Origin of the sequence: Paenibacillus sp. JDR-2 (assembly GCF_000023585.1) — a bacterium.
GTDB lineage: Bacteria > Bacillota > Bacilli > Paenibacillales > Paenibacillaceae > Pristimantibacillus.
Window position 1 is genome coordinate 2,044,192 of record NC_012914.1, and the last position, 21,902, is coordinate 2,066,093.

Consider the following 21,902-nt stretch of genomic DNA (forward strand, 5'->3'; position numbering starts at 1 on the left):
TACCGCTGTTTGCAATTAAGCTTGGGGCGGCATTAGCCCTTGGTCTGCTCATCGGGGTAGACCGTCAGCTTCGTCATAAGCCGCTTGGCATTAAGACAAGCATGGTCATTTCGGTTGCCAGCTGCCTCATTACGATGGTATCCATCGAAGCGGCTTCCTCGCTTGCCCGCCCGGGCATGACCAATATGGATCCGATGCGTCTCGCCGCCCAAATCGTAAGCGGAGTTGGCTTTATTGGCGCCGGGGTCATTCTGCGGCGGAACAACGACGTTATCTCCGGCCTGACAACGGCCGCGATGGTGTGGTCCGCCTCGGCGCTCGGCATTGCGGCGGGCGCGGGCTTTTACAAGGAGGCCTTCACGGCTGCCGGCATTATCATTCTGGCCGTTAACCTCGTACCTCTTGCCGTTCGGTCGCTTGGCCCATCCAAGCTGCGGGAGCGCGACGTATCGGTATGCTTGACCTTCGACCGCTCGGCCGAGCTGGACGGTACGCTGGCAAGCATCCGGTCGGATCATCAGATCAAGCATACAACGATTAAGGATATCGGGGATGGCCGGATGCAAATCCGGCTTGTCCTGTCATCCGGAGAGCTGTATCCGACGACTTCGATCTACGAGGAAATGCGCCGGTTTAAAAACGTGCTGTCGGTTGAAGTCGAAAATTTAAGCTCGTAAAAGCAATTTCCAAATATTCCAGATAAACGTTGAAAGCGCTCTCCTTTACGCGCATAATGGACTTAAACATGTTTCGCGCGATTGGAGAATCGTCAAAGATGAAAGCGACATATACGATGTAGCTAAAAAGCCGGCGTATCCATTGCTACCGTATCCCTTGTCATTAACGGAAAGGGCAAAATCAGCGAGGAGCGCCGGGAAGAGATCAGGCAAATCATGCTGCGCATGGGTTATAAGCCAAGCATGATCGCATCCGCGCTTACCGGTAAAAAAACGTATGCATTAGGTTTGCTTGTGCCGGACATCTCTAACCCTTTTTTCGCTGAAATCGCAAGAGCGGTTGAGGATGAAGGACAGCGGCATGGCTACAGCGTCTTTATATGCAGCACGGATAACAAGGACGAGAAGGTTGAGCATTATGCCGCTCTGCTGCAGCAAAAAAACGTCGATGGCGTTATTATCAGCACAGGCTTGAAGGAGCTGTCCGTATTAAACCCGCTGCTGCAGGGGAGAGTTCCGGTTGCCCTGCTGGCTAGGGAGTTTCCTACCGTAGAGGTTCCGACGGTTGTTGTGGACGATTATGCGGGAGGGGCTGCCGCGGCCGGTCATCTGATCTCGCTTGGCCATACCCGTCTTGCCGTTCTGGCCGAGCAAGGCTCGATCAGCAGCAGCAGGGAGCGGGTACGGGGGTTCACGCAGACCGCCGAAGCGGCGGGACTGATGCTGGATCCGTTGTTTGTCGTCAGCTGCGGCCACAAGGATGGCAAAGACAGGGCATGGGAGCTGCTTCAGATGAAAGACCGCCCGACGGCGATTTTTTGCTGCAACGATCTGCTGGCCATTGGCGCACTCCGCGCGGCCAAGGAGTTGGGACTGCGGATTCCGCAGGATTGCTCGATTATCGGGTTTGACGATACGGTACTTGCCTCCGTCACGGATCCGCCGCTGACAACGGTTGCCCAGCCGATTGAACAGATGGGGCAGAGAGCGGTGCAGCTTCTTGTCCGCCGGATCAGTCAGCCGGGAGAAGAGAGTGAACGGATCGTGCTTTCCCCTTCGCTGACTATCCGGCAGTCCGCAGCGGTGCCGGATAATGCTTCCGTCCATAATCATCTTCGCGAGAAGAACTCAGGCTGATTGTTCAGCTTGTCTCAATCGCCCGTAGTCCGGAAGCCTTTCGGACCGCGGGCTTTTTGCTGCTTGTCTGAAGCTGGTATACTGGGTTAAGAAAGGCGTATTCGTAAAATTTGCGGGGCAACGGGAGGATATGATGAGCATTGTACGGTTTGGCATTGTAGGGGGAGGCTGGCGCAGCGAGTTTTTTCTGCGTATTGCAAAAGCGCTGCCCGAACGATTTGATGTTGCAGGCGTAGTTGTGCGCGATGAGGAGAAAGGCAAAGCATTCGAGCAAGCATGGGGAGTGCCGACGTTCCGCACGATTCAAGCGATGCTGGATGCCGTTTCTCTTGCGTTTGTTGTCGTCAGCGTACCGCGTAAGGTTGCTCCAGGCGTAATGCTGGAGTTGACCAGCCGCGATGTTGCGGTGTTATGCGAGACGCCTCCCGCCGAGAAGCTGGAGGATCTTATCGCATTATACCGGCAGGTCGGCGGCAAGGGACGGATTCAGGTTGCCGAGCAATATGCGTTTCAGCCTAATCACGCCGGGAGGCTGGCTATCGTCCGCTCCGGCAAGCTTGGCCAGGTGACGCAGGCGCAAGTATCGGCCGCTCATGATTATCATGGCATCAGTCTGATGCGACGCTATCTCGGCATTGGTTTTGAGAACGCAAGCATACGCGCCGCGGCATTCGCTTCGCCGATAATGGAAGGTCCGGGCCGTTCCGGTCCGCCTGCGGAGAGTCGACTACAGCAATCGGAGCAGGTTATGGCTTCGTTTGATTTTGGCGGAAAATACGGCGTTTACGATTTTACCGGAGACCAGTATTTCTCCTGGATCCGCTCGCCGCGCGTGCTTGTGAGAGGGGAACGAGGCGAAATCAACAACTTTGACGTCCGCTACTTGCTTGATCATTTGACGCCGGTCCATCTGCGGATGACCCGCCAGCAGGCGGGACTGGACGGCAATTTGGAAGGCTATTATCTGAAGAGCCTTCACTTAGGCGAACAGGCTGTCTATAAGAACAACACCGCACCGGCGCGATTGACCGACGACGAAATTGCGGTGGCAGCATGCCTGGAGAAGATGGGGGTATATGCTGCCGGCGGTGAAGATTTCTATAGCCTGGCGGAAGCCTGCCAGGATCATTATCTGGCGCTAATGATGAAGCAATCCCTGCAAACGGGCGAAACGGTCATGACGGAAACCCAATGCTGGTCGGAGAATAATTAAGAAAAACTTTAGATTTGCCCTGCTTAATTTTTAAACTATGGGTCTTATTCTGATTAAGTCAACGCAAACGGCAATTGGCTTAACAGAAGGGCAGGGACATTTATGATGAAATACACAAAAGGCAGCATCCTATCGGTTCTTTTTTTATTCTATCTTTATATTTTGCTTAAGGTGATCTTGTTTAAGTTCAGCTCGGTTAATATAGCGTTTCTATGGCAAAAGCTTCACTGGACGTTAGAATATCCGGAATATATGCGGTACGGTCTGGAGCGGGCTAATTTTACCCCGTTCAAATCGATCTCGCAAAATCTTCACGGACTGTCGGAGCGTCATGAACAGGTAAATCTGTTTGGCAATATCGCGATATTCCTGCCTTGCGGAATTCTTGTTGGCTTATGGACGAAGCATGACTCCATATCCTTTCTTGGAGCAGCCGCGCTTTCGTTTGGTTTAAGCCTAGCTCTGGAATGCTCGCAGCTTGTTTTCTCGATGGGCAGCTTTGACGTCGATGATCTTATTCTTAATGGCTTTGGCGGACTCCTGGGATGGTGGATCCTGTTTGTCGTACGCAGAGAAAAAGCCCTTGCGCAAGTTTAACTTGCGCGAGGGCTTTTTGCTTGTTATTTAAGCTTTCTTTTCAAAAAAATCGAGCAACCGGATGATCATGGTGACCGCTTCGGCGCGTGTTGCCGTCTCATTGGGAGCAAAGCGGTTGTCCTTGCCCTGAATCAGTCCGGCATCTACAGCCGCGGCGACTTCTTTGCTCGCCCAGGCAGGAATATCCTTCGAATCGCTGAAGCTTGCGGAGCCGTTGTCATCCAGCTTCAGATTGGCGGCTCTTGCGATAATGACCGCCAGTTGCGCTCGGGAGAGCTGTTCGGAAATCCGGAACGTATCATCCGCGAAGCCTTGCATAAGACCGGCGGCTACCGCGCGGGCGATATGGGATTTTGCCCAATTAGGAATGGTGCTTCCGTCTTGGAAGACCGTCTCCGTATCTTCGCCTTCAAGCTGGAGAGCACGGCTGATCATAACCGCAAACTCCCCTCGCGAGACCTTGTTGTCCGGACGGAAGCTGCCATCGGTAAAGCCGTTAACGATACCAAGCTTAACAGCCGCTTCGATATTCGCTTTTGCCCAATGGGTATTGATATCCGAGAATTTGACATCCGGCGCCGGCTGCTCGGTTTCCGTACCTTCTTCGGGTTTCTCTTCCGAATCAGGGGTATCTTCCATGCCCATTCCCGGAGGCGCGCCTACGTTTCCGCTGCCGCCGGGGACGGAGGGATTGGCGCCCGCAAATACCGCGGAGCTTTCGTCAAACTGGAATTGCACGTCATAATTGTGAACATAGTTAATTTCAGGCCAATTGACGTCTACCCAGCCGTTAACCTTCGAAGACAAGCTCGAGAGCTGGAAAGTCACGACGCGCGTATTATTGGCTGTACTTTCGTTAGAGACGGAGCCGCTGCTTCCGCTTAGCTTCACGGCGGTGATCTGCTTGCTTTGTTTGAGCGTAAAGGAAACGGATTTGGATCCTGAGCTTACATTCACTAATGCTCTCGTATTGACGTAGGTGTTCATGATTGAGGTCTCATCGGTTCCGTCCTTCAGAATCCGGAAGTTCATATAATAACTGCCGTTCTCCGGATATTTAGGATCCTGTCCGGCAGGCGGAGTACCGGGATCCGTCGGGCTTGTAATAGACGATTCTTTGAACTTATCCATAGCTTGCCGCAAGGCCACAACAGCGGCAGCCGTATCTTCGCTTGCTGCGGGAATACGAACGGCCTCTTTGTTCGCCGCTGTCAAGGCATTCAGCAGAGCCGTCTTCGCAGCCGCCGGATATTGTCCGGAGCCGGTTCCAACGACGGCCTTATCATAAGCGGTCTGCGCTTCCCCGATAAGGGCCAGCAATGCCGTATTATCTACATTATTGAAATTCAGTCGAATCGATTGCTTCGTCGCGTCTCCGATTTTGACTTGGGCATCCACGAGCGACGCAAGGCTGTCCGTCTCGAATGATACCAGTCTCGTATTGGCTACCGGACTTGTGCTGATCACCGAAGCGTCTACGTAACTGTCCCCCGATTTAATCTTGAATTCCGGAACGGAACTGCTGTTATTGATCGTGAGGGTTACTTTGACCGTATCGCTATCGACATAAGCCACTTTTGCCGGCTTGTTGAAGTAGCTGTCGACGCTGGAGAAGGCTTCATCCGTTGCATGGGCCGCCGAGAAATTTACATTTCTCGTTACTCCGGCTTTGAATGTATCGATTGCGGTTTGAAGATCCTTTGCAGCTGACAAAATCTTAGGTCTTGGAGCAGCCAAATATCCCCCTGTCGATGTAGCGGAGATAATAGCTGCTTGCAAAGTTTCTTTAAAGCCTTCCGGATATTGCCCAATATCATTGCCCGCATCAGCACCGTCGTGCAGCTCTTGAGCCTCATTGATAAGTGCTAAAAGCGCTTTGTGCTGGGCGGCATTAAAGCTGATGAAGATTTCTCTCGTGACGCCGGGGATGTCAACAATGGTATTGTTGGCGAACGTCACCGGGTATTTGAACTTCGCGAGACCTTGCCATAGCATGTCGGTCTGAGGGAAACTGGCATTGCTGCTTCTTACGTAAGCCTGATAGACCTTCTCGGTATCGTTGCTGCTCAAAATTACCGGTTTGGCTGGCGTAGCGGAATAGGCTTTGGAATACAGCCCGGTATTGGCGCTAAGGGAGGGCTGTGCGATCACTTTGTCGGTAAAAACGATGGAATCATTCGGATTGTCAATGAACGTGATATTGGCGAGTGTTCCGTATGTACCTGCCTGTTGCAAGAGTACGGCCGTATCTCCGATTTCCGAAGCGTATTGCGACTCTACGTTGGTTCCTACCGCAACATTGTCCAGCACGTAAATCTCAACTTCCGATTTCTTTGTATACTGTTGGGCAGCTATATCTTCCCAGTTATATTTCGCGAGCTGTTCATATACCATCGCATTGACTTGAGCTTGTGTGGCAGCAGGATCCTGGAACAGCGTCTCGGCAGCTGCCAGTTCTCTTCGCACCTTGGCGGTAAGGCCAAGAGGCACGCCGTAGGAAACAGCTTCATAGGTTGGGAATTCGGATGGGAATTCTCCTTGGGAGTATGCGGCTCCGAATGCTAAAGAAGATGCGATACCGCTTTCGGCAAAGCCGGAATCTTTAGGATCGGTTGCCAGCCAAGTTTTGGCTTCTAGAATCCATCTGGAGAGAGAAGCTCTGTTGACCACAACGACAGAATTCTTGAACTTCTTGATTGCCGTATCAAGCAGTTTATAAGCTGCTTCGAGATAGTCTGCATCTTGGTCTTTAAGGGTTGTTGCTGAAAGAATTTTTGCTTGCAATTCTTCGATCGAGCTTGCCGGATATTGACCGTCCGCTTGACCTGCAACGGCACTTCCAAGCAAACTGTTTGCGGTGTTCACGAGTTTACCGAAAGAGTCAACGGTAATAACGTCATCCCCGCCATTGCCATCGCCTGGTTGAGGAGAAAGGTCAATCCCGTCTAATTGGAGCTGCAACTGTGCGTTATACCAGTGATTATAGTAATCAGCGCCAAAAATATTCTGTTTGTCGTTAATATGCATCACAATATCCTGGTCGGAATAAACGTCTTCGATTTCCAATCGAATAACGACATTGTCAGTGTTGGGAGAAGCGGCGTCTCTGGAGACAGCCTGTGTATAACCATCAAGGCCAGTGGCGGTTTCCGTACCATTGGTTGTCGCAATAAAAGCTTTGGCAGCACCGGATTTACGCGATCCGAAATACTCGAAGGTAGAATAGTTATCCTTTGTTACTTGATGTTCAAATACCGCTTTGCCGTTTGTAATGATTAGCTTGCCTGTGTCTTTCACCATAAAACCATCGGCAGCCGAAGTGCTGGTTGAGCCGTCTTTCAAATAGCGGAAGGGAACATCGTATTCACCGTTGCGAAGCTCGGAAGAGGCTGCGGAGGCAGGGGGGATATGTAGGATGCCCAGAAATAAAGCGAACGCCATTACAATTGCCAATGACCTTCTAATGGATAATGTCACTTGAATTACTCCCTTATACTTAAATTTGACAAATAGGAAGCGTTGATCTGGCCAATCAACGCTTCCTTCTTTGCTCAAGCTTATTGCCCGATCCTTAGGCTGTTATTACAGCCACTCAAGCTCGAGGTTATACGATGTGCTATGCGGTCCTGCCACTACGTACAGGGTAAGATCAATGTTTGACGATGCGTTTCCAGGGAATGTGAAGGTTGTCAGGTTCGTAGCGGAGCTGTAGGAGCCGTAGTAAGCTACGCCGCCAACGTCAACTTGCGGGAAGTAGTTGCCTGTCAGCGTAATCGTAACGTTGCCGCCGTCTACGTCGGCTGGACCTGCAATGTAAGAACTCGAATGGGCATGATAGCTGCCGTTATAGTTGAATTGATAGTTTTCCGAAGAAGCGAAGGCGGAAGCCGCCATTCCCATTAACAGAACTACTGCCATTAACGTCATTACCAACGATCTTTTGAACATTTGTGCCATTTGTACAAACACTCCTCTTATAATGGTTTTTTAATTGCTTGGAATGAAACAGGTTCCGTTGATCTAGTTGATAAGCTGGTAGGATTATTGCTCCTTCATGCCTTTCAAAGCCTTGGATTTGCAGGTCTCAGCTCCTTTCTTATGCAGGCATGGTACATGAAACTGTCGACTGCTATACTCGGACAATGATTATCATTCTCAATGACAAATCAAAAAAAATATAGCGTTTCACTATTTCCATTGCCAAGATTTGACTACGCCCCGAATTCTAAACCCCGATTATGAACGGAGTATGAATTTTAGATTACAAGTTTTCGAGTTTTCCGTTTTTTGAAAATGTAATCTGGAATTCACGCTCTGTTCACAATGCGGAAGTAAAATCCACGTGAACAATAAGGGGGAGGGAAACGTTATGGTTATCGTAACGAACGTATCGCAGATTACGAAAGGGAACGGAATGAAGCTTATCGAACGCTTCGACCGGATCGGCAAGGTAGAAGGCATGAAGGGGTTTCTTGGTCTTGAAGTGATGCTCACCGAGAATACGAAGGAATACGATGAGGTAACGGTCAGCACCAAATGGGAGAGCAAAGAGAACTTCCAGGCTTGGACCGGAAGCGAGGCTTTCCGCGAATCCCACTCGCACCGGGAAATTCCGGAATATATCATTTCGAACAAAATCAACTTCTAGAAGTGAAGATCGTCCGTCATCCGCTGCCGGAGGCAGAAGCTCAAAACGCATAGTTAGGATCACGGGGCTTTGGAGAGTCGGTATAAGACTCCTGAAGCCCTTTTGTTATGCATCGATCCGGCATACAGCTTATGGAAATAAAGGTTGACAGGAAAAAGAAAATATTGGTAGGATTGTTTGTGATAATAATTATCATTATCAACATAGAATGGGAGAATATGAGCGGAAGGGACGGGAACAGGTTTGAAACGGAAAATGAACAAAGCGCTTAGCGGCTTGATTGCCGCGTTTTGCATATGGATGCTTGCATGGACGGGAAACGCGCATGCAGCTGGGTTGGAGGACGGGACTTATACGGGAGATTATCTTATTTTGCAGGCGGACAACGATTCGGTCTCCATGGCGAACGACTATTGGGAGAAGCCCGCGTCTATCGTCATCAAGGATGGTAAAGCGACGGTCCGGGTAACCATTAATCACAGCTTCTGGGTCACGCAGTTCAAGGTGCCGGGCGGCGGCGGATACGTGGATACGAAGGTGATCAGCTCGAATAAAAAAGCGGACACGCGGCTTGTGGAATTTACAGCGGATATTACTAAGCCGATTGCATCAAAGATCCATGTAACGGTAGCCGATATCGACTACGATCATGACTATACGATCCGATTTGCGTTTGATGAAAGCAGCTTTAAGCTTGTGAAAAAAGCGGATTCGGCGCCTTCGGCAGCTCCATCTGCTAAACCGACGGAAAAGCCGACTATGACGCCAACACCAACGCCTGCAGCTACGGAGAAGCCGGTGCAGTCAAGCAAACCTTCCGCATCGGCTTTACCTGAAGATCATACCGTGGTTACGGGGACAACCAAGCCGGCTGCCCAAGGCGGGAATAAACCAACGGAAGATCCTGCTAAGGGAACCGGTCAAGAGCAGGCAGCCGTAGAAAGCACAACGTCTACGCCATCTCCGTCCCCGGCAGCTTCAGCCGAGACGTCGGTTGAGGAACAGCCCGCGGCTTCCGAAGAGGACGCAATTGCGAATACGGGAACGGCGGATCCGGTATCTGAAGCAAGCAGCGGGGAAGCAGGCGGAACGGAGCTTGCGGCGGCGGCGCAGGAGGATACGCCGGCTCTCTCGGCGGGTGAAGTTCAGAAGGATGCCGGCGGTTCCGGGAACTGGGTATGGTGGCTGATCACGGGCATCGTTATCGTAGGTGCGGGCGTTATGGTGATCTGGAGAAGAAAAGCGCGTTAATAGAAGAAAAGGATAGACGCCGGCATGGGAGGCGGGAGAGAAACCGATGAAACAATTGCTCATAACAGACGATGATTCCAATACCCGCACGCTGCTTGGTCATTATTTGACCCGGGAAGGCTATCGCGTTCTGGAAGCGCAGAACGGTCTGGAAGCGATTGCCGTACTAGAGAAGCAACCTGTAGATCTTGCCATATTGGACGTTATGCTGCCCATTGTAGACGGATTGACTTTATGCGAATTTACGAGAAAAAACTACGATATCCCGATTATTCTGCTAACCGCCCGGGATCAACTAAGCGACAAAGAACAGGGGTACCTGAGCGGTACCGACGATTATGTCACGAAGCCGTTCGAGCTGCCGGAAATTTTGTACCGGGTGAAGGCGTTGTTCCGACGATACTCGCTTGCATCCAGCGATAAAATCCGGCTGAATCAGCTTATTATCGACCGGAAAAACTACGAGATCGTAGACGGAGAAGAGGTTCAAATGCTCCCGCTCAAGGAATTCGAGCTGCTTGCGCAGCTGGCCGAATATCCGGGGCGGGTATTCTCCAGGGACGAGCTGATCCGCATTATATGGGGAACGGATTACAATGGCGACGAGAGAACGATTGACGTACATATTAAAAGGCTCCGCAAACGGTTCCCGGAAACCGAACGCGGGTTTGTTATTCATACGATAAGAGGCATCGGCTACAAGCTTGAGGTCCCGTCCGCATGAGATCGCTGTATGTCCGAGTGTTCATTGTTATCGTTTATTCGATTGCTCTCAGCTCCCTTCTAGGCTATTATGCGGCAACGGCGTATTATCATTGGGCCCAGAAGCCGCATGCCGATGCCAAATTAATGGGGACGGCCGAACAGCTCCGGGACTATATCCGTCTGCATCCGGGCGGAATGGGCGATTATTTGAACAGCTCGGCTAGGCTTGGTTATCAAATTTACGTCTATGATGCATCGGGTAACGGCCTATATTTCGGGAGGCCGTTCTCGAAGCTGGATTTAAAGGAAGCCGATAAGAAGCGGGTATTAAACGGCGGCAACTATCATGGCGTGGCGGAATATCCGAATAAAGCGTTTGAGACCGGTTACTTCGACAATGCATTGAGCAATACCGTAGGCGTATCCGTTCGGGCTGATGCCGAGCGGTACGCCTTATTTCTGCGGCATGACAGCCGTGTGCATTTCGATGAACTGCGGATGTTTTTCCTCGTTATGTTTATTCTGACCGTGCTGCTCAGCTTCCCGTATTTTCTGTTAAGCGCGCGTTATCTGGTTCAGCCGATCATTCGTCTGACGGAAGCGACAAAAAAGGTGGCGCAAGGCCAATATAATATTCAAATCCCGGTGAAGCGGAAGGATGAGATCGGGCAGCTCGCCAGACATTTCAGGGCGATGAGCAACGAGCTGGAGCGTTCCGACCGGTCCAAAAAGGAATTCGTGGCGAACGTCTCGCATGAGATTCAATCTCCGCTGGCCTCTATACAAGGTTATGCCGATTCTTTGGTTCACCAGGATATCAACGATGCGGAGCGGATCCGTCATTATGCCTCTATCATCGGACAAGAGACCCGGCATTTGGCGGCGTTAAGCCGCCAGCTGCTGCTGCTCTCGACGCTGGATCATTCCGGTTATTCGCCGGGCAAGCAGCCTTTCCTCCTGAAGCCGCAGCTCCGGCAGGCGGTTCAGCTTCTGGAATGGCAGCTGACGGAGAAGGAAATTGCGATCAGGGTTGCCGTACCCGGCAAGCTTCGTATCTACGGAGACGAAGTTTTGCTCATGCAGGTGTGGACGAATCTGTTGTCCAACGCCGTGAAGCATATTCCGGGCGGCCGCTCCATCCATGTATCGGCAGAGCAGGAGGACGGAGCTTGCATAGTGACGGTCCGCGACACGGGAGACGGTATTCCTGAAGATCAGCTTCCGTATATCTACGACCGCTTCTACCGCGGAGACAGTGCCAGAGACCGCCGTTCCGGCAGCACCGGACTAGGCTTGTCCATAGTGCAAAGAATTGTCCAGCTCCATGGCGGGACGATTGAAGCGGACAGCCGGTTTGAACGGGGGACGACGTTTAGGGTGCGTATACCCGAATAGTCAATATCCTTATAGTTTGCTGCAATAGTTTAAGATTGTTGTCCTGTACGGCTGGATGTAAGATCAATGTAGTTATAGAAATACATTGATTTACGTACAGGAGGCTGTGAAATGTACTCTGCATTAATCAAGATTCCTTTATTGAAAGAAGAATTTTGGTGGGGCGGTGCCGTTGCCGACGGTATACGGATGCCCTTTGGCCGTATGGCTTTTCAGCGCGATCTATATGGCGATGCCGGTTATAATCAAGCGAATACCCTGCTTGTTTCCAGCAAGGGGAGATCCGTCTGGTCGGAGGAGCCTTTTCGATTTTCCTTGGAAGGGAACGAGCTTATTATTGAAGGAATAGAAGGGACGATTAAAGTCGAAGAAAGCGGCAAGCATTTGCGGGATGCGTTTCAGCATGCTTCCAAGACCTATTTCCCTCCTTCCGGCACTTATCCGGATTTGTTGTTCTTTCAGGTTCCCCAATACAACACCTGGATGGAGATGAGCTATCATCCCACACAGGACAAGGTGCTTGCTTATGCGGAGGCCATTGTTGCGAACGGTTTTCCGCCGGGAATTATGATGATTGACGATAATTGGCATGAGGATTACGGTACGCTTGCGTTTCACCCTGGTCGGTTTCCCGATCCCCAAGCGATGGTCGGCAAGCTGCATTCGCTTGGCTTCCGCGTCTTGCTGTGGGTATGTCCGTTCATTAGTCCGGATGGAGAAGTATTCCGTTATTTGCACAAGCAGCGCTATTTGCTTCGGGAGGCTGACGGAAGTCCGGTTGTCCGTCAGTGGTGGAACGGCTATAGCGCCATTCTGGACGGCATCAATGAAGACGCCGTGAGCTGGTTTAAGCAGCAATTGGATCATTTAACGGAAGCTTACGGGATAGACGGGTTTAAGCTGGATGCCGGAGACCCTCAATATTATAAGAAGACGGATGTCGGCTCACGGCCGTCAACGCCAAATGAACAATGCGAATCTTGGGCACGTCTTGGCCTTCACTATCCGTTTAATGAATATCGCGCATGCTGGAAGCTGGCAGGCCAGCCGCTAGTCCAGCGTCTTAGCGACAAGAATCACAGCTGGGACGGCGACGGTCTGGCTTCCTTAATTCCGAACGGGCTTGCGCAAGGATTAAGCGGTTATGCGTTCAACTGTCCGGACATGGTTGGCGGCGGGCAATATGAGGATCTGATCCGGCCAGACTTCAAGGTGGATGGGGAATTGTTTGTGCGTTATGCGCAGTGCTCCGCGCTGTTCCCGATGATGCAGTTCTCCACGGCCCCGTGGAGGGTGCTCGACGAGACTCATCTGAAGTATTGCATCGAAGCAGCGGGGCTGCATACCCGATTGGGAGCGGAGATTGCCAAATGGGTCAGACTGGCTGCCGAGACCGGAGAGCCGATCATGCGGCATATGGCGTACGTGTTTCCGGAGGGAGGATTCGAACAGGTGACCGATCAGTTTTTGCTAGGGGATCATATTCTAGTCGCTCCGGTTTTGGAGAAAGGGGCGGTGTCGCGCGGAATCGTATTTCCGGAGGGAACCTGGCTAGGCGATGACGGCAGCGAAGTCATTGGACCATGCGAAGCCCGGGTCGAAGCGCCGCTGTCCAGACTGCCCTGGTACCGCCGTCAATAACCATAAAGGTACAAGCATGTGTTCTGAACACGGCTTGTACCTTTTTTCATTCGTAATAGATGGCGTCATAAGGAAACTCGATCTTTTTCATCCGGTATTCTTTGGGGGTCATCGACATATACTCCCGAAATACCTTGCCGAAGTAGCTTGAATTTTCAAAGCCGCACATTTCGCCTATCGTCTGGACGGGAAGCTCCGTTGTTCTAAGCAAAGCGACGGCAGCCTCCATTCTCCGGTCCCGCAAATAAGCGAGCGGCGAAGTCTGATCCGACTTCTGGAACAACCGGCATAAATGATACTTGTTGACACCGCAATGCTCGGCCAGCTGGTCTAAGGTTAACGGCTGCGCATAGTGCTGCTTCATAAAATCCTTCGCCCGTTGAATAAGGCTGCTGGAGCTTGTGCTAATCTCCCGGCTGACTTCCCTGCTCGTCTGCACCAAAGCGATCATCCATTCATAGACCTTTGCGGACAGCTGATATTTATCCGTTATCTTCTCTTCGGCAATCGACCGGAGGAGCTTCCGGAATGCGTGAATAATCGGGGAGTTCGGATCCCGCCGGATAATCGGTCCTTCCTGCGCGATAACAAGATCCCAGATCCGGCTTGCTTCATCGCCGCTCAGATTGAGCCAAAGCACCTCCCAGGGTTCGTCTTCGCTTTTATAAAAGTACCGGTGTTTACTAGGAACTTTGACGAGAAATCCGGTTCCCCTCGGCAGCGGTATGCATTGCTGCTCGTATTCGATATAGCCTAGACCGTTTAGGGTATATTGAAAAATGACATGTCCAAAGTCCGGCCGTTCATCGCCCGTAAAGCTGTAATCGGGGTTCTGAATGCTCTGCCAGCCGATAGAGTCCAGCGTCAGAATAGACGGGTCGTCATTTCGAAACGCAAAGGATGCCTGTTCGTTCATGCGGATCCCTCCTAAATATTAACGTCCATACAACTTCCGGTAAGTTTCCGGCGTCATGCCTTCCCTTTGGCGGAAGGTGGAGACGAAATGGCTCGCGTCGCGAAAGCCTACCGCTTCGCCGATGCGGCGCACGGTCCAGTCCGGCCGGGAAGGCAGCCATTCCTTCGCTTTCCGGATCCGCAGCTGAATGAGATACGAATAGGCCGTTTGGCCAAACAGCTCGCGGAATCTTTCGTTCAGCTGCCTCTCGCCGATGCCAAGCTGCGCGGCCATGTCGGCCAATCCGATCTCAGGGTTGGCAAAATGCTGTTCCAGCCAGGCCAGCAGCCCCTGAATCCGCTCCAGCCGTTTGGACATGGACGGGCGGTTATCCGTTCGGGCATTGGTCCGAAGGAGCGTCAGGAATTGGTACAAATCGGCCGACGACTGCCAGCCGGATGGATCGCTTCCGGATTCGGCAAAGGTCAGCATTTTAAACAGCTGATCGCTAATCCGGTCATTGCCGGCCTCCCATTGGAAGCGCTCGGCGCTTCCCCAGCCGATAGACTGCACGATACTGGCAGCCATACCTCCGCGAAACGTAATATAACCCGTCTGCCACCAGCCGTTTCTGGCCTCGTAACGGTGTGGCGTGCCCGGGGCAAGAAGGACGCCGGAGCGCTCATTCATTTTCCAGGTTTGACCGCTAACCGTTAATTCGCCTTCACCTTCCAAGGTTTGGAGCCAATGGAAATAGGGATAGCCTTCCGGTCTGTCCAAGGTCTCCTGATCAGGGTTAAAGCCAATCGTTTCGAGCTGCAAGGGCAGCGGTTCCGAAGGGAAGGCGGGAACGACTCGTCGCATCATTGGAACCTCCATATTTTTATATGCAAAATCATTAATTTTATATAGGTTACAGTAATGTGAAGGCTTACAATAGAAGAAGATAATGCAGTTTTATCATATACGAAGAGGTGTGACAAGATGATAAATGCGAAAAAACCGAAAATCTGGTACGGCGGTGACTATAATCCGGATCAATGGGAGAAGGAAGTCTGGGACGAGGATTTACGGATGTTCAAGCTTTCCGGAATCGATGTGGCAACGCTTAACGTATTTGCCTGGGCAAAAAACCAGCCTGATGAGGATACCTACGATTTCGGCTGGCTCGACGAGATGATGGACAAGCTTCATGCGGACGGCGTTGGCGTCTGTCTGGCTACAAGCACGGCAGCGCATCCCGCGTGGATGGCCCGTAAATATCCGGATGTGCTGCAAGTCGATTTCAACGGCAACAAACGCAAGTTTGGCGGCCGCCATAACTCCTGTCCGAACAGCCCAACCTTCCGCAAGTATTCGGTGCGCATGGCCGAGAAGCTTGCCGAGCGGTACAAAGATCACCCGGCTCTGCTCATCTGGCATATCAACAATGAATACGGCGGCGCGGGCAACTGCTATTGCGACAATTGCGAAGCGGCTTTCCGAGTATGGCTTAAGGATCGTTACGGAACGATTGAAGAAGTGAACAAAGCTTGGAATACGGCATTCTGGGGCCATATTTTCTACGACTTTGAAGATATCGTTCTGCCAAGCGGCCGCAGCGAGGAATGGTACGGCGCGAACGGCCGGACGGAGACAAACTTCCAAGGTCTGTCGCTCGATTACATGCGTTTCCATTCGGACAGCCTGCTCGAGTGCTATAAGCTGGAGTACGAAGCGGTCAAGAAGGTTACGCCGGATATTCCGGTTACAACCAACCTGATGGGCGCTTTCAAAAAGCTGGATTATCATAAATGGGCGAAGCACATGGACGTTGTATCCTGGGATAACTACCCGCGCTTCGATACGCCGCACAGCTATACCGGCATGATGCATGATCTGATGCGAGGCCTGAAGGACGGCCAGCCGTTTATGCTGATGGAGCAGACGCCAAGCCAGCAGAACTGGCAGCCGTACAACTCGCTTAAGCGTCCGGGCGTTATGCGCTTATGGAGCTACCAGGCCGTTGCGCGCGGAGCGGATACGATCCTGTTCTTCCAGCTTCGCCGTTCGACCGGGGCATGCGAGAAATATCACGGCGCGGTTATCGAGCATGTCGGCCACGAGCATACCCGCGTATTCCGCGAATGCGCGGAGCTTGGCGCGGAGCTCGGGAAGCTGGGAGATACTTTGCTGGATGCGAGAGTGAAAGCAAAGGTTGCGATCCTGTTCGATTGGGAAAACTGGTGGGCGATTGAGATGTCCAGCGGTCCGTCCATTGCTCTTAAATACGTGAATGAAGCTCATAAATTCTATGATGCGCTATACCGTGCCGGCATTGCGGCCGATGTGGTCAGCGTAGAAGCGGACCTCAGCGGCTACGACCTGGTTATCGCGCCGGTCATGTACATGGTGAAGGATGGCGTGGCGGAGAAGCTGGAAGCCTATACGGCTGCCGGCGGCGCGGTTATTACAACCTACTTCAGCGGTATCGTAAACGAGACCGATCTGGTAACGCTCGGCGGTTACCCGGGCAAGCTGCGCAAATTGCTTGGCATCTGGGCGGAAGAGATTGATGCCCTGCTTCCTTCGCAGCGCAACCGGATTGTTCTGTCGGACAACATGCTTGGCTCTCAGGCGGAATACGAGTGCGGCATGCTCTGCGATCTGATTCACTCGGAAGGCGCCGAAGTAAAGGCCGTATACGGGGATGATTTCTACCGCGGCATGCCTGCTCTAACGGTTAACAAGTTTGGCGAAGGCGAAGCCTGGTACCTGGCGACAAGTCCGGAAGAAGCCTTCCTGCAGGACTGGCTGCCTCAGCTATGCGCTTCCCGCGGCATCAAACCGCTGGTTTCCGGCACGCCGGAAGGCGTGGAGACAACGATCCGCTCCAAAGACGGCCAGGATTATCTGTTTGTGCTTAATCACAATGCGGATGCCGTTACGGTTACGCTCCGAGAGCAGTCCGGGATTGATCTGCTTACTGGCGCCAGCGTTCAAGGCGGCACAACAGAGCTTAAAGGCTATGACGTGCAGATCATTAAGGTTAATCGGGAATAGAACTGCGGCGTAAATGCTCCGGTTCAAAAATAAGTCAGCCGCATTTTCTACGGCTGGCTTATTTTTATAGTGAAAATCCAAATAGGGAAATAGACCCAGCAGTTCTTTATAGTGTATAATTATCCAAGATTGATAGTTGGTTCGGTATTTTTTTATAACAAATTTAAAGCGCTTACAAAAAATCCAGCTTAGAGGGACTCCAAGGCTATTATGAGAAACGATAGGAGGACGGGCGGATGAAACGATTTCCCATGATGCTTCAGCTGATGCTGATTCTGATCTGTGTCATGGCTATTCCTACTGCCATTCTGACCTGGTACAGCGGTACGCAAATCGTGGGTTACTCGGAAGGCGCAATTGCGAACACCTCGCTTGAAGGGCTTATTGCAAACAGGGAGCTTAACGAGAATGCCTTGAGCAATCTAGCGCAGGATGCGGTCCAGCTGGCCGGCACGAATATATTTGACCGGATCCGCAGCTTCAGGACGTATTCGGCGCTTAATTCGGATTATAGCGATGTGTCCAGCGCGCTAAGAATACTAAGTGAGCTGGCGAGTCTGAACCACCGCGTGGATGGCGTATACTCTACTTATTTCCTGCTTGATGAAGCGGATTACGTGGTCTCTACCGACCGGGGAATTACAACGCTGGACCGTTACGAACCGGTAGATTGGATGGACAAGGCGCTTGCCGGCAGGAGAGGAATCGGTGGCGTCTGGTACCCCCGCCAATTGCAGTCCGGCATGCAGGTCGTATCCTATGTTTTGCCGTTAAACCGCCTGTCAACGACTACGCGGGGAACGATTGTCGTGAATTTGAAGGAGAGCCAGATTGCCAGTTATTTAAGATCCTTTGAGCCTGGTTCGGAAGGCTTTATGCTCCTGAAATCCGACGGCACGATTATTTCGCATAATGACAAGTCCTTGCTTCTGACAGACGGCAATAAGCAGCCGTTTATCAAGCAAATCCTAAGTAATAGCAAAAGGGAAGGATATGCCTACCATGTATTAAACGGCGAACGGCTGCTGTATACCTGGTCCCGCTCGGAGCAGCTCGGCTGGTGGAACGTAAATATTTATTCGATGGATCAGTTAATGACGAAGACGTATAACCTTCAGAAGGGCATTATTTTTATTACGGGTATAATCATCATCGCTGGCACTATTCTTGCCGTTCTACTTGCCACCTGGTTGTCCCAGCCGGTCCGGAGGCTTGTCAGGACGATGCGCGAACGCAGCAATCTCGGCGGCACGAACAAAAACGAGCTGGTCTTCCTGGAGTCGGCGTTCAGGCGGATGCAGGAAGAGGAGGAAGGCTTGCATACGCTGCTTCAGGAGCGGGAGCAGGATACACGAAGCTTATCGGTTCATCAGTTGCTGCGCGGCGAAGTGAAGAAACAGATTGCGGAGATGTTCCCCGAGCCCTATTATACCGTTGCGGTTGTCTCCATTGACAGGTACAGGAGATACGTCAGCAAGAATAACCCGGAGACCCGCAGCTTCCACCGTTATCTTCTGCTCTCGAAATGCGAGAGCTTATTCCCGGAAGACCTGTATGCCCGGGGAATTTATCAAGGCGACGGCTGCTTCGTATTTGTGATCAACTACGGACAGGAAGAGATGGAGAACGGGCTTCAAGGAATAAAGGCTGCGCTTGTTCAAATCCGGGATACGGCGCTTGATCTGCTTGGACATTCGGTTACGACCGGAGTCAGCGGCCAGACGGAATTCAGGGAGTCGATCCCCGAGCGGGTTGCGGAGGCAACGGATGCAATCAAACACCGCATGATTAAAGGGAGCGGTTGTATTTTTTACTGGAAGCCTGATGAAGACCGCGGCAAGAAATACATTTACCCGACAAACAGCGAACGGCGTATCGTGAATTTCCTGGAGCGTGCCGACCTGGGCAGCATTCTGAAGGAACTGGAGAGTATCCGGGCCGAAATTCATTCCGATTCTCACGTTTCCTATGACAATATCCTGTTTATCTACAACCAGTTGATTGGCGTTACCATCCGTCATCTCCGGGAGAATAACATCAGCACTTCGCGGATTTTCTCCGGACGGGGAAATATCTACTCGGCGATTGCTTCCACCGACACGATTGACGAGCTGGAGAACTATCTGCGCGATTTCTTTACCGAGATTGTTCAGCATCTGGAGCGGAGTACGGGAGAAGCGAATCACGGCGAACGAATTATTCGTTATCTGGAGGAACATTTCCGCAAGGAAATCGTGTTCGAGGAGATGGCGAAGGAGATTGGCATCAGCTATTCCTATATGCGGAAGATCGTGTATGAATTAACCGGCAAAAGCCTCATCGATTATATGAATCAATTACGGATCGAGAAGGCGAAGCAGCTGCTTGTGGAATCAAAAATGACGATAACGCAAATTGCTTCCGAAGTGGGCTACTATAACGTTCAAAGCTTTAACCGGTTTTTCCGCAAGTATGAAGGGATGCCGCCAAGCAGCTATAAGACATCGAGATCCAAGACATCGTAAGCGAAAAAATGAGAGCTGTCATGCCGCCTGCAGGACAGCTTTTATTTTTGCTCATACCTATCAGATTTGATCAAAAACCGCGCCGGATAAGCACAAATGATGCATTCGCAATCAAAAATGACAGAGAGAATCAATACTCAAGATTTACCGTTCGGAAATGCCGGAGGTATGATGATGTCAGCCACGGACGATGTCTGAGGCGAGCACAAGGGCCGGGGAAAGATAATTGCTGAGGGGGTGAGAATGTGAAAATTGAAAGCGCTTCACAGCAAAATGAAGCCGCTTTAAAAAATCTCGGATTAAACAGACGAGGAATGACGTATTATCTTCGGCGGGATTGGCAGCTCTATGCACTGTTAATGATTCCGCTGGCTTTTGTACTGACCTTCAAGTACGCACCGATGTCAGGCCTCATACTTGCATTTAAAAACTATAAAATTGCCAAAGGATTTTGGGGCAGCGACTGGGTAGGCTTTCAAGTATTCCAGGAAATATTCGCCAAGCATGACTTTGGCCGCGCCGTACGCAATACGCTTCTGCTTAACAGTCTTGATCTGTTGTTCAGCTTTACGATGCCGATTGTGCTGGCCCTGCTGCTGAACGAGGTAAGAGGCGTAAGATTTAAACGCGTGAATCAGACGCTGCTGTATCTGCCGCATTTTCTATCCTGGATTATTATCGGAGCAATTGCTTACCAGCTGCTTAGCGAGAGTAACGGCGCGATCAATAATCTCATTGCCATGATGGGCGGCGACCGGATTCCGTTCCTGCAGGATGATACCAATTGGCTGATCAGTTATCTGGCGATTGGCGTCTGGCAGAGCATGGGCTGGGGAACGATCATCTACCTTGCCTCGATCAGCAGCATCAACCCGGAAATGTACGAAGCAGCCATCGTTGACGGCGCCGGGCGCTGGAGGAAGGTATGGAACGTGACGCTGCCATCGATCCGCGTAACGATTGTTACCTTGCTTATCATGAATCTAGGCAAAGTCATGGAGGGCTCGTTCGAGCGCGTATTTGCCCTGCAAAACAAGGCTACGACGGAATACACGGTTACGATTCCCGTGTTGGTGTACCGTTGGGGGATTGAAAGCGGCAACTTCAGCCGGGCAACGGCGCTTGGATTATTCCAGGCTGTCATCGGACTTGTGCTTGTGCTTGCCGCGGACCGGATTGCGAAGAAGCTTGGCGAGGACGGAATTTTATAGGCTTATGCTTACGAAGCAAGAATTTCCACCAAACCAAAGACACGTGGCAATTCTTTTTAGGAGAGGTGAACCATGAAAGCTTCTAACAGCGCACTTGCTGTTCATCGCAGAAGGCGGTTTGATATTTGGGATGTGCTGATCCACCTCTCTATCATCCTCGCTTCGCTTGCCTGTTTGCTGCCTTTTCTGCATGTCGTATCCAAATCTTTAAGCGAAGACGCATTTGTGATTGCGAATAAAGTTTTCATCTGGCCGGAAGGGTTTACTTTGGAAGCATACAAGAAGATTTTCGCGGATCACAGTATTTTGCGTTCCTTGTATGTATCGGTCATGGTGACGGTGCTGTTCACAATCATTGGAATGATTATTACCATATGCGCCGCGTATCCGTTATCCCGTAAACAATTAAAGGGACGTACCGTGCTGACCTTCATCTTTATTTTCACCCTGTATTTCAGCGGCGGTATCATTCCCGAATATTTGCTGGTTAACAACCTGGGGCTGCTGGACACCATGTGGTCTATTATCCTGCCGCCGGCCTTCAGCGCCTTTAACCTGCTGATCATGAAGACGGCGCTGTCGAGCAGCATACCGGACAGTCTGGAGGAATCGGCTAGGATTGACGGAGCCGGACATTTCCGGATTCTTGTCAGCATTGTGCTGCCGCTGTCCAAACCAATCATTGCAACCTTGTCTCTCTTCTATGCGGTTGGGCGCTGGAATACGTACCAAGACGCATTGTTTTACATCAAGCAAAACGTGGATATGCGGCCGCTGCAGCTGAAGCTGTATTACCTGGTTATTCAAGCGAGCGAAAGCTTCCAGCTGGAAGCGACTCAGGTATCGCTCAGTAATCCCGAAGTGCTTAAAGCATCCTGCGTGGTGTTCGCGACTCTTCCCATTATTTGCGTGTACCCGTTTATCCAGAAGTATTTTGTCCAAGGCGTTATGCTTGGGGCCGTGAAGGAATAACCTCGAATACGAAA

General features: G+C 51.3%; 17 protein-coding genes. 13 read left to right on the forward strand and 4 right to left on the reverse strand.

What is annotated here, in order from left to right; all coding sequences use genetic code 11:
- Positions 1-5: 5 nt before the first annotated feature.
- From PJDR2_RS08935 to PJDR2_RS08950, 4 genes are all read left to right on the forward strand, one after another.
- Positions 6-677, forward strand: coding sequence for an MgtC/SapB family protein (locus tag PJDR2_RS08935; RefSeq protein ID WP_041613381.1), 672 nt, complete (start codon positions 6-8; stop codon positions 675-677).
- Positions 678-893: 216 nt separating this feature from the next.
- Complete coding sequence (locus PJDR2_RS08940; RefSeq protein WP_322597432.1) at positions 894-1,814, forward strand: LacI family DNA-binding transcriptional regulator; 921 nt, start codon at positions 894-896, stop codon at positions 1,812-1,814.
- A gap of 130 nt (positions 1,815-1,944) precedes the next feature.
- Positions 1,945-3,027, forward strand: a complete 1,083-nt coding sequence (locus PJDR2_RS08945) for a Gfo/Idh/MocA family protein (protein WP_041613382.1) — start codon at positions 1,945-1,947, stop codon at positions 3,025-3,027.
- Positions 3,028-3,129: 102 nt separating this feature from the next.
- Positions 3,130-3,624, forward strand: a complete 495-nt coding sequence (locus tag PJDR2_RS08950) for a VanZ family protein (protein ID WP_015843344.1) — start codon at positions 3,130-3,132, stop codon at positions 3,622-3,624.
- A gap of 27 nt (positions 3,625-3,651) precedes the next feature.
- On the opposite strand, the gene PJDR2_RS31840 is transcribed toward PJDR2_RS08950, so the two are convergent.
- Both PJDR2_RS31840 and PJDR2_RS08960 read right to left on the reverse strand, forming a co-directional pair.
- Positions 3,652-7,101: an NEAT domain-containing protein gene (locus PJDR2_RS31840; protein WP_015843345.1), complete on the reverse strand. Its 3,450-nt coding sequence runs from the start codon at positions 7,099-7,101 to the stop codon at positions 3,652-3,654.
- A gap of 105 nt (positions 7,102-7,206) precedes the next feature.
- On the reverse strand, positions 7,207-7,581 hold the full coding sequence (locus PJDR2_RS08960) for a hypothetical protein (RefSeq protein WP_015843346.1): 375 nt from the start codon (positions 7,579-7,581) through the stop codon (positions 7,207-7,209).
- A 412-nt stretch (positions 7,582-7,993) separates the two neighbouring features.
- On the opposite strand from PJDR2_RS08960, the gene isdG reads away from it, so the two are divergent.
- The 5 genes from isdG to PJDR2_RS08985 all read left to right on the forward strand — a co-directional run bounded on the left by isdG (position 7,994) and on the right by PJDR2_RS08985 (position 13,264).
- A complete protein-coding gene (gene isdG, locus PJDR2_RS08965; protein WP_015843347.1) occupies positions 7,994-8,272 on the forward strand; it encodes a heme oxygenase in 279 nt (92 codons plus the stop codon).
- A 243-nt stretch (positions 8,273-8,515) separates the two neighbouring features.
- Positions 8,516-9,523, forward strand: a complete 1,008-nt coding sequence (gene isdC, locus PJDR2_RS32395; protein ID WP_265525119.1) for a heme uptake protein IsdC — start codon at positions 8,516-8,518, stop codon at positions 9,521-9,523.
- Between the two features lie 46 nt (positions 9,524-9,569).
- On the forward strand, positions 9,570-10,247 hold the full coding sequence (locus PJDR2_RS08975) for a response regulator transcription factor (RefSeq protein WP_015843349.1): 678 nt from the start codon (positions 9,570-9,572) through the stop codon (positions 10,245-10,247).
- Positions 10,244-11,623 carry a sensor histidine kinase gene (locus tag PJDR2_RS08980; protein ID WP_015843350.1) on the forward strand — a complete coding sequence of 460 codons (1,380 nt, stop codon included), beginning with the start codon at positions 10,244-10,246 and terminating at the stop codon, positions 11,621-11,623. Before PJDR2_RS08975 ends, PJDR2_RS08980 begins: the two co-directional genes overlap by 4 nt.
- A 111-nt stretch (positions 11,624-11,734) precedes the next feature.
- The gene (locus PJDR2_RS08985; protein WP_015843351.1) at positions 11,735-13,264 is read left to right on the forward strand and encodes a glycoside hydrolase family 31 protein; all 1,530 of its coding nucleotides are present in this window, start codon (positions 11,735-11,737) and stop codon (positions 13,262-13,264) included.
- Between the two features lie 46 nt (positions 13,265-13,310).
- On the opposite strand, the gene PJDR2_RS08990 is transcribed toward PJDR2_RS08985, so the two are convergent.
- Positions 13,311-14,180, reverse strand: a complete 870-nt coding sequence (locus tag PJDR2_RS08990; RefSeq protein WP_015843352.1) for a helix-turn-helix transcriptional regulator — start codon at positions 14,178-14,180, stop codon at positions 13,311-13,313.
- 18 nt (positions 14,181-14,198) lie between these two features.
- Entirely contained in the window at positions 14,199-15,026 is an 828-nt protein-coding gene (locus PJDR2_RS08995; protein ID WP_015843353.1) for a helix-turn-helix domain-containing protein, read from the reverse strand.
- Positions 15,027-15,143: 117 nt separating this feature from the next.
- On the opposite strand from PJDR2_RS08995, the gene PJDR2_RS09000 reads away from it, so the two are divergent.
- The 4 genes from PJDR2_RS09000 to PJDR2_RS09015 all read left to right on the forward strand — a co-directional run bounded on the left by PJDR2_RS09000 (position 15,144) and on the right by PJDR2_RS09015 (position 21,888).
- On the forward strand, positions 15,144-17,201 hold the full coding sequence (locus PJDR2_RS09000; protein ID WP_015843354.1) for a beta-galactosidase: 2,058 nt from the start codon (positions 15,144-15,146) through the stop codon (positions 17,199-17,201).
- Positions 17,202-17,437: 236 nt separating this feature from the next.
- Positions 17,438-19,705 carry an AraC family transcriptional regulator gene (locus PJDR2_RS09005; protein ID WP_015843355.1) on the forward strand — a complete coding sequence of 756 codons (2,268 nt, stop codon included), beginning with the start codon at positions 17,438-17,440 and terminating at the stop codon, positions 19,703-19,705.
- Between the two features lie 245 nt (positions 19,706-19,950).
- Positions 19,951-20,916, forward strand: coding sequence for an ABC transporter permease (locus PJDR2_RS09010; RefSeq protein ID WP_015843356.1), 966 nt, complete (start codon positions 19,951-19,953; stop codon positions 20,914-20,916).
- A gap of 72 nt (positions 20,917-20,988) precedes the next feature.
- Positions 20,989-21,888 (forward strand): carbohydrate ABC transporter permease, encoded by a 900-nt coding sequence (locus tag PJDR2_RS09015; RefSeq protein WP_015843357.1) that lies wholly within the window; start codon positions 20,989-20,991, stop codon positions 21,886-21,888.
- Positions 21,889-21,902 lie beyond the last annotated feature (14 nt).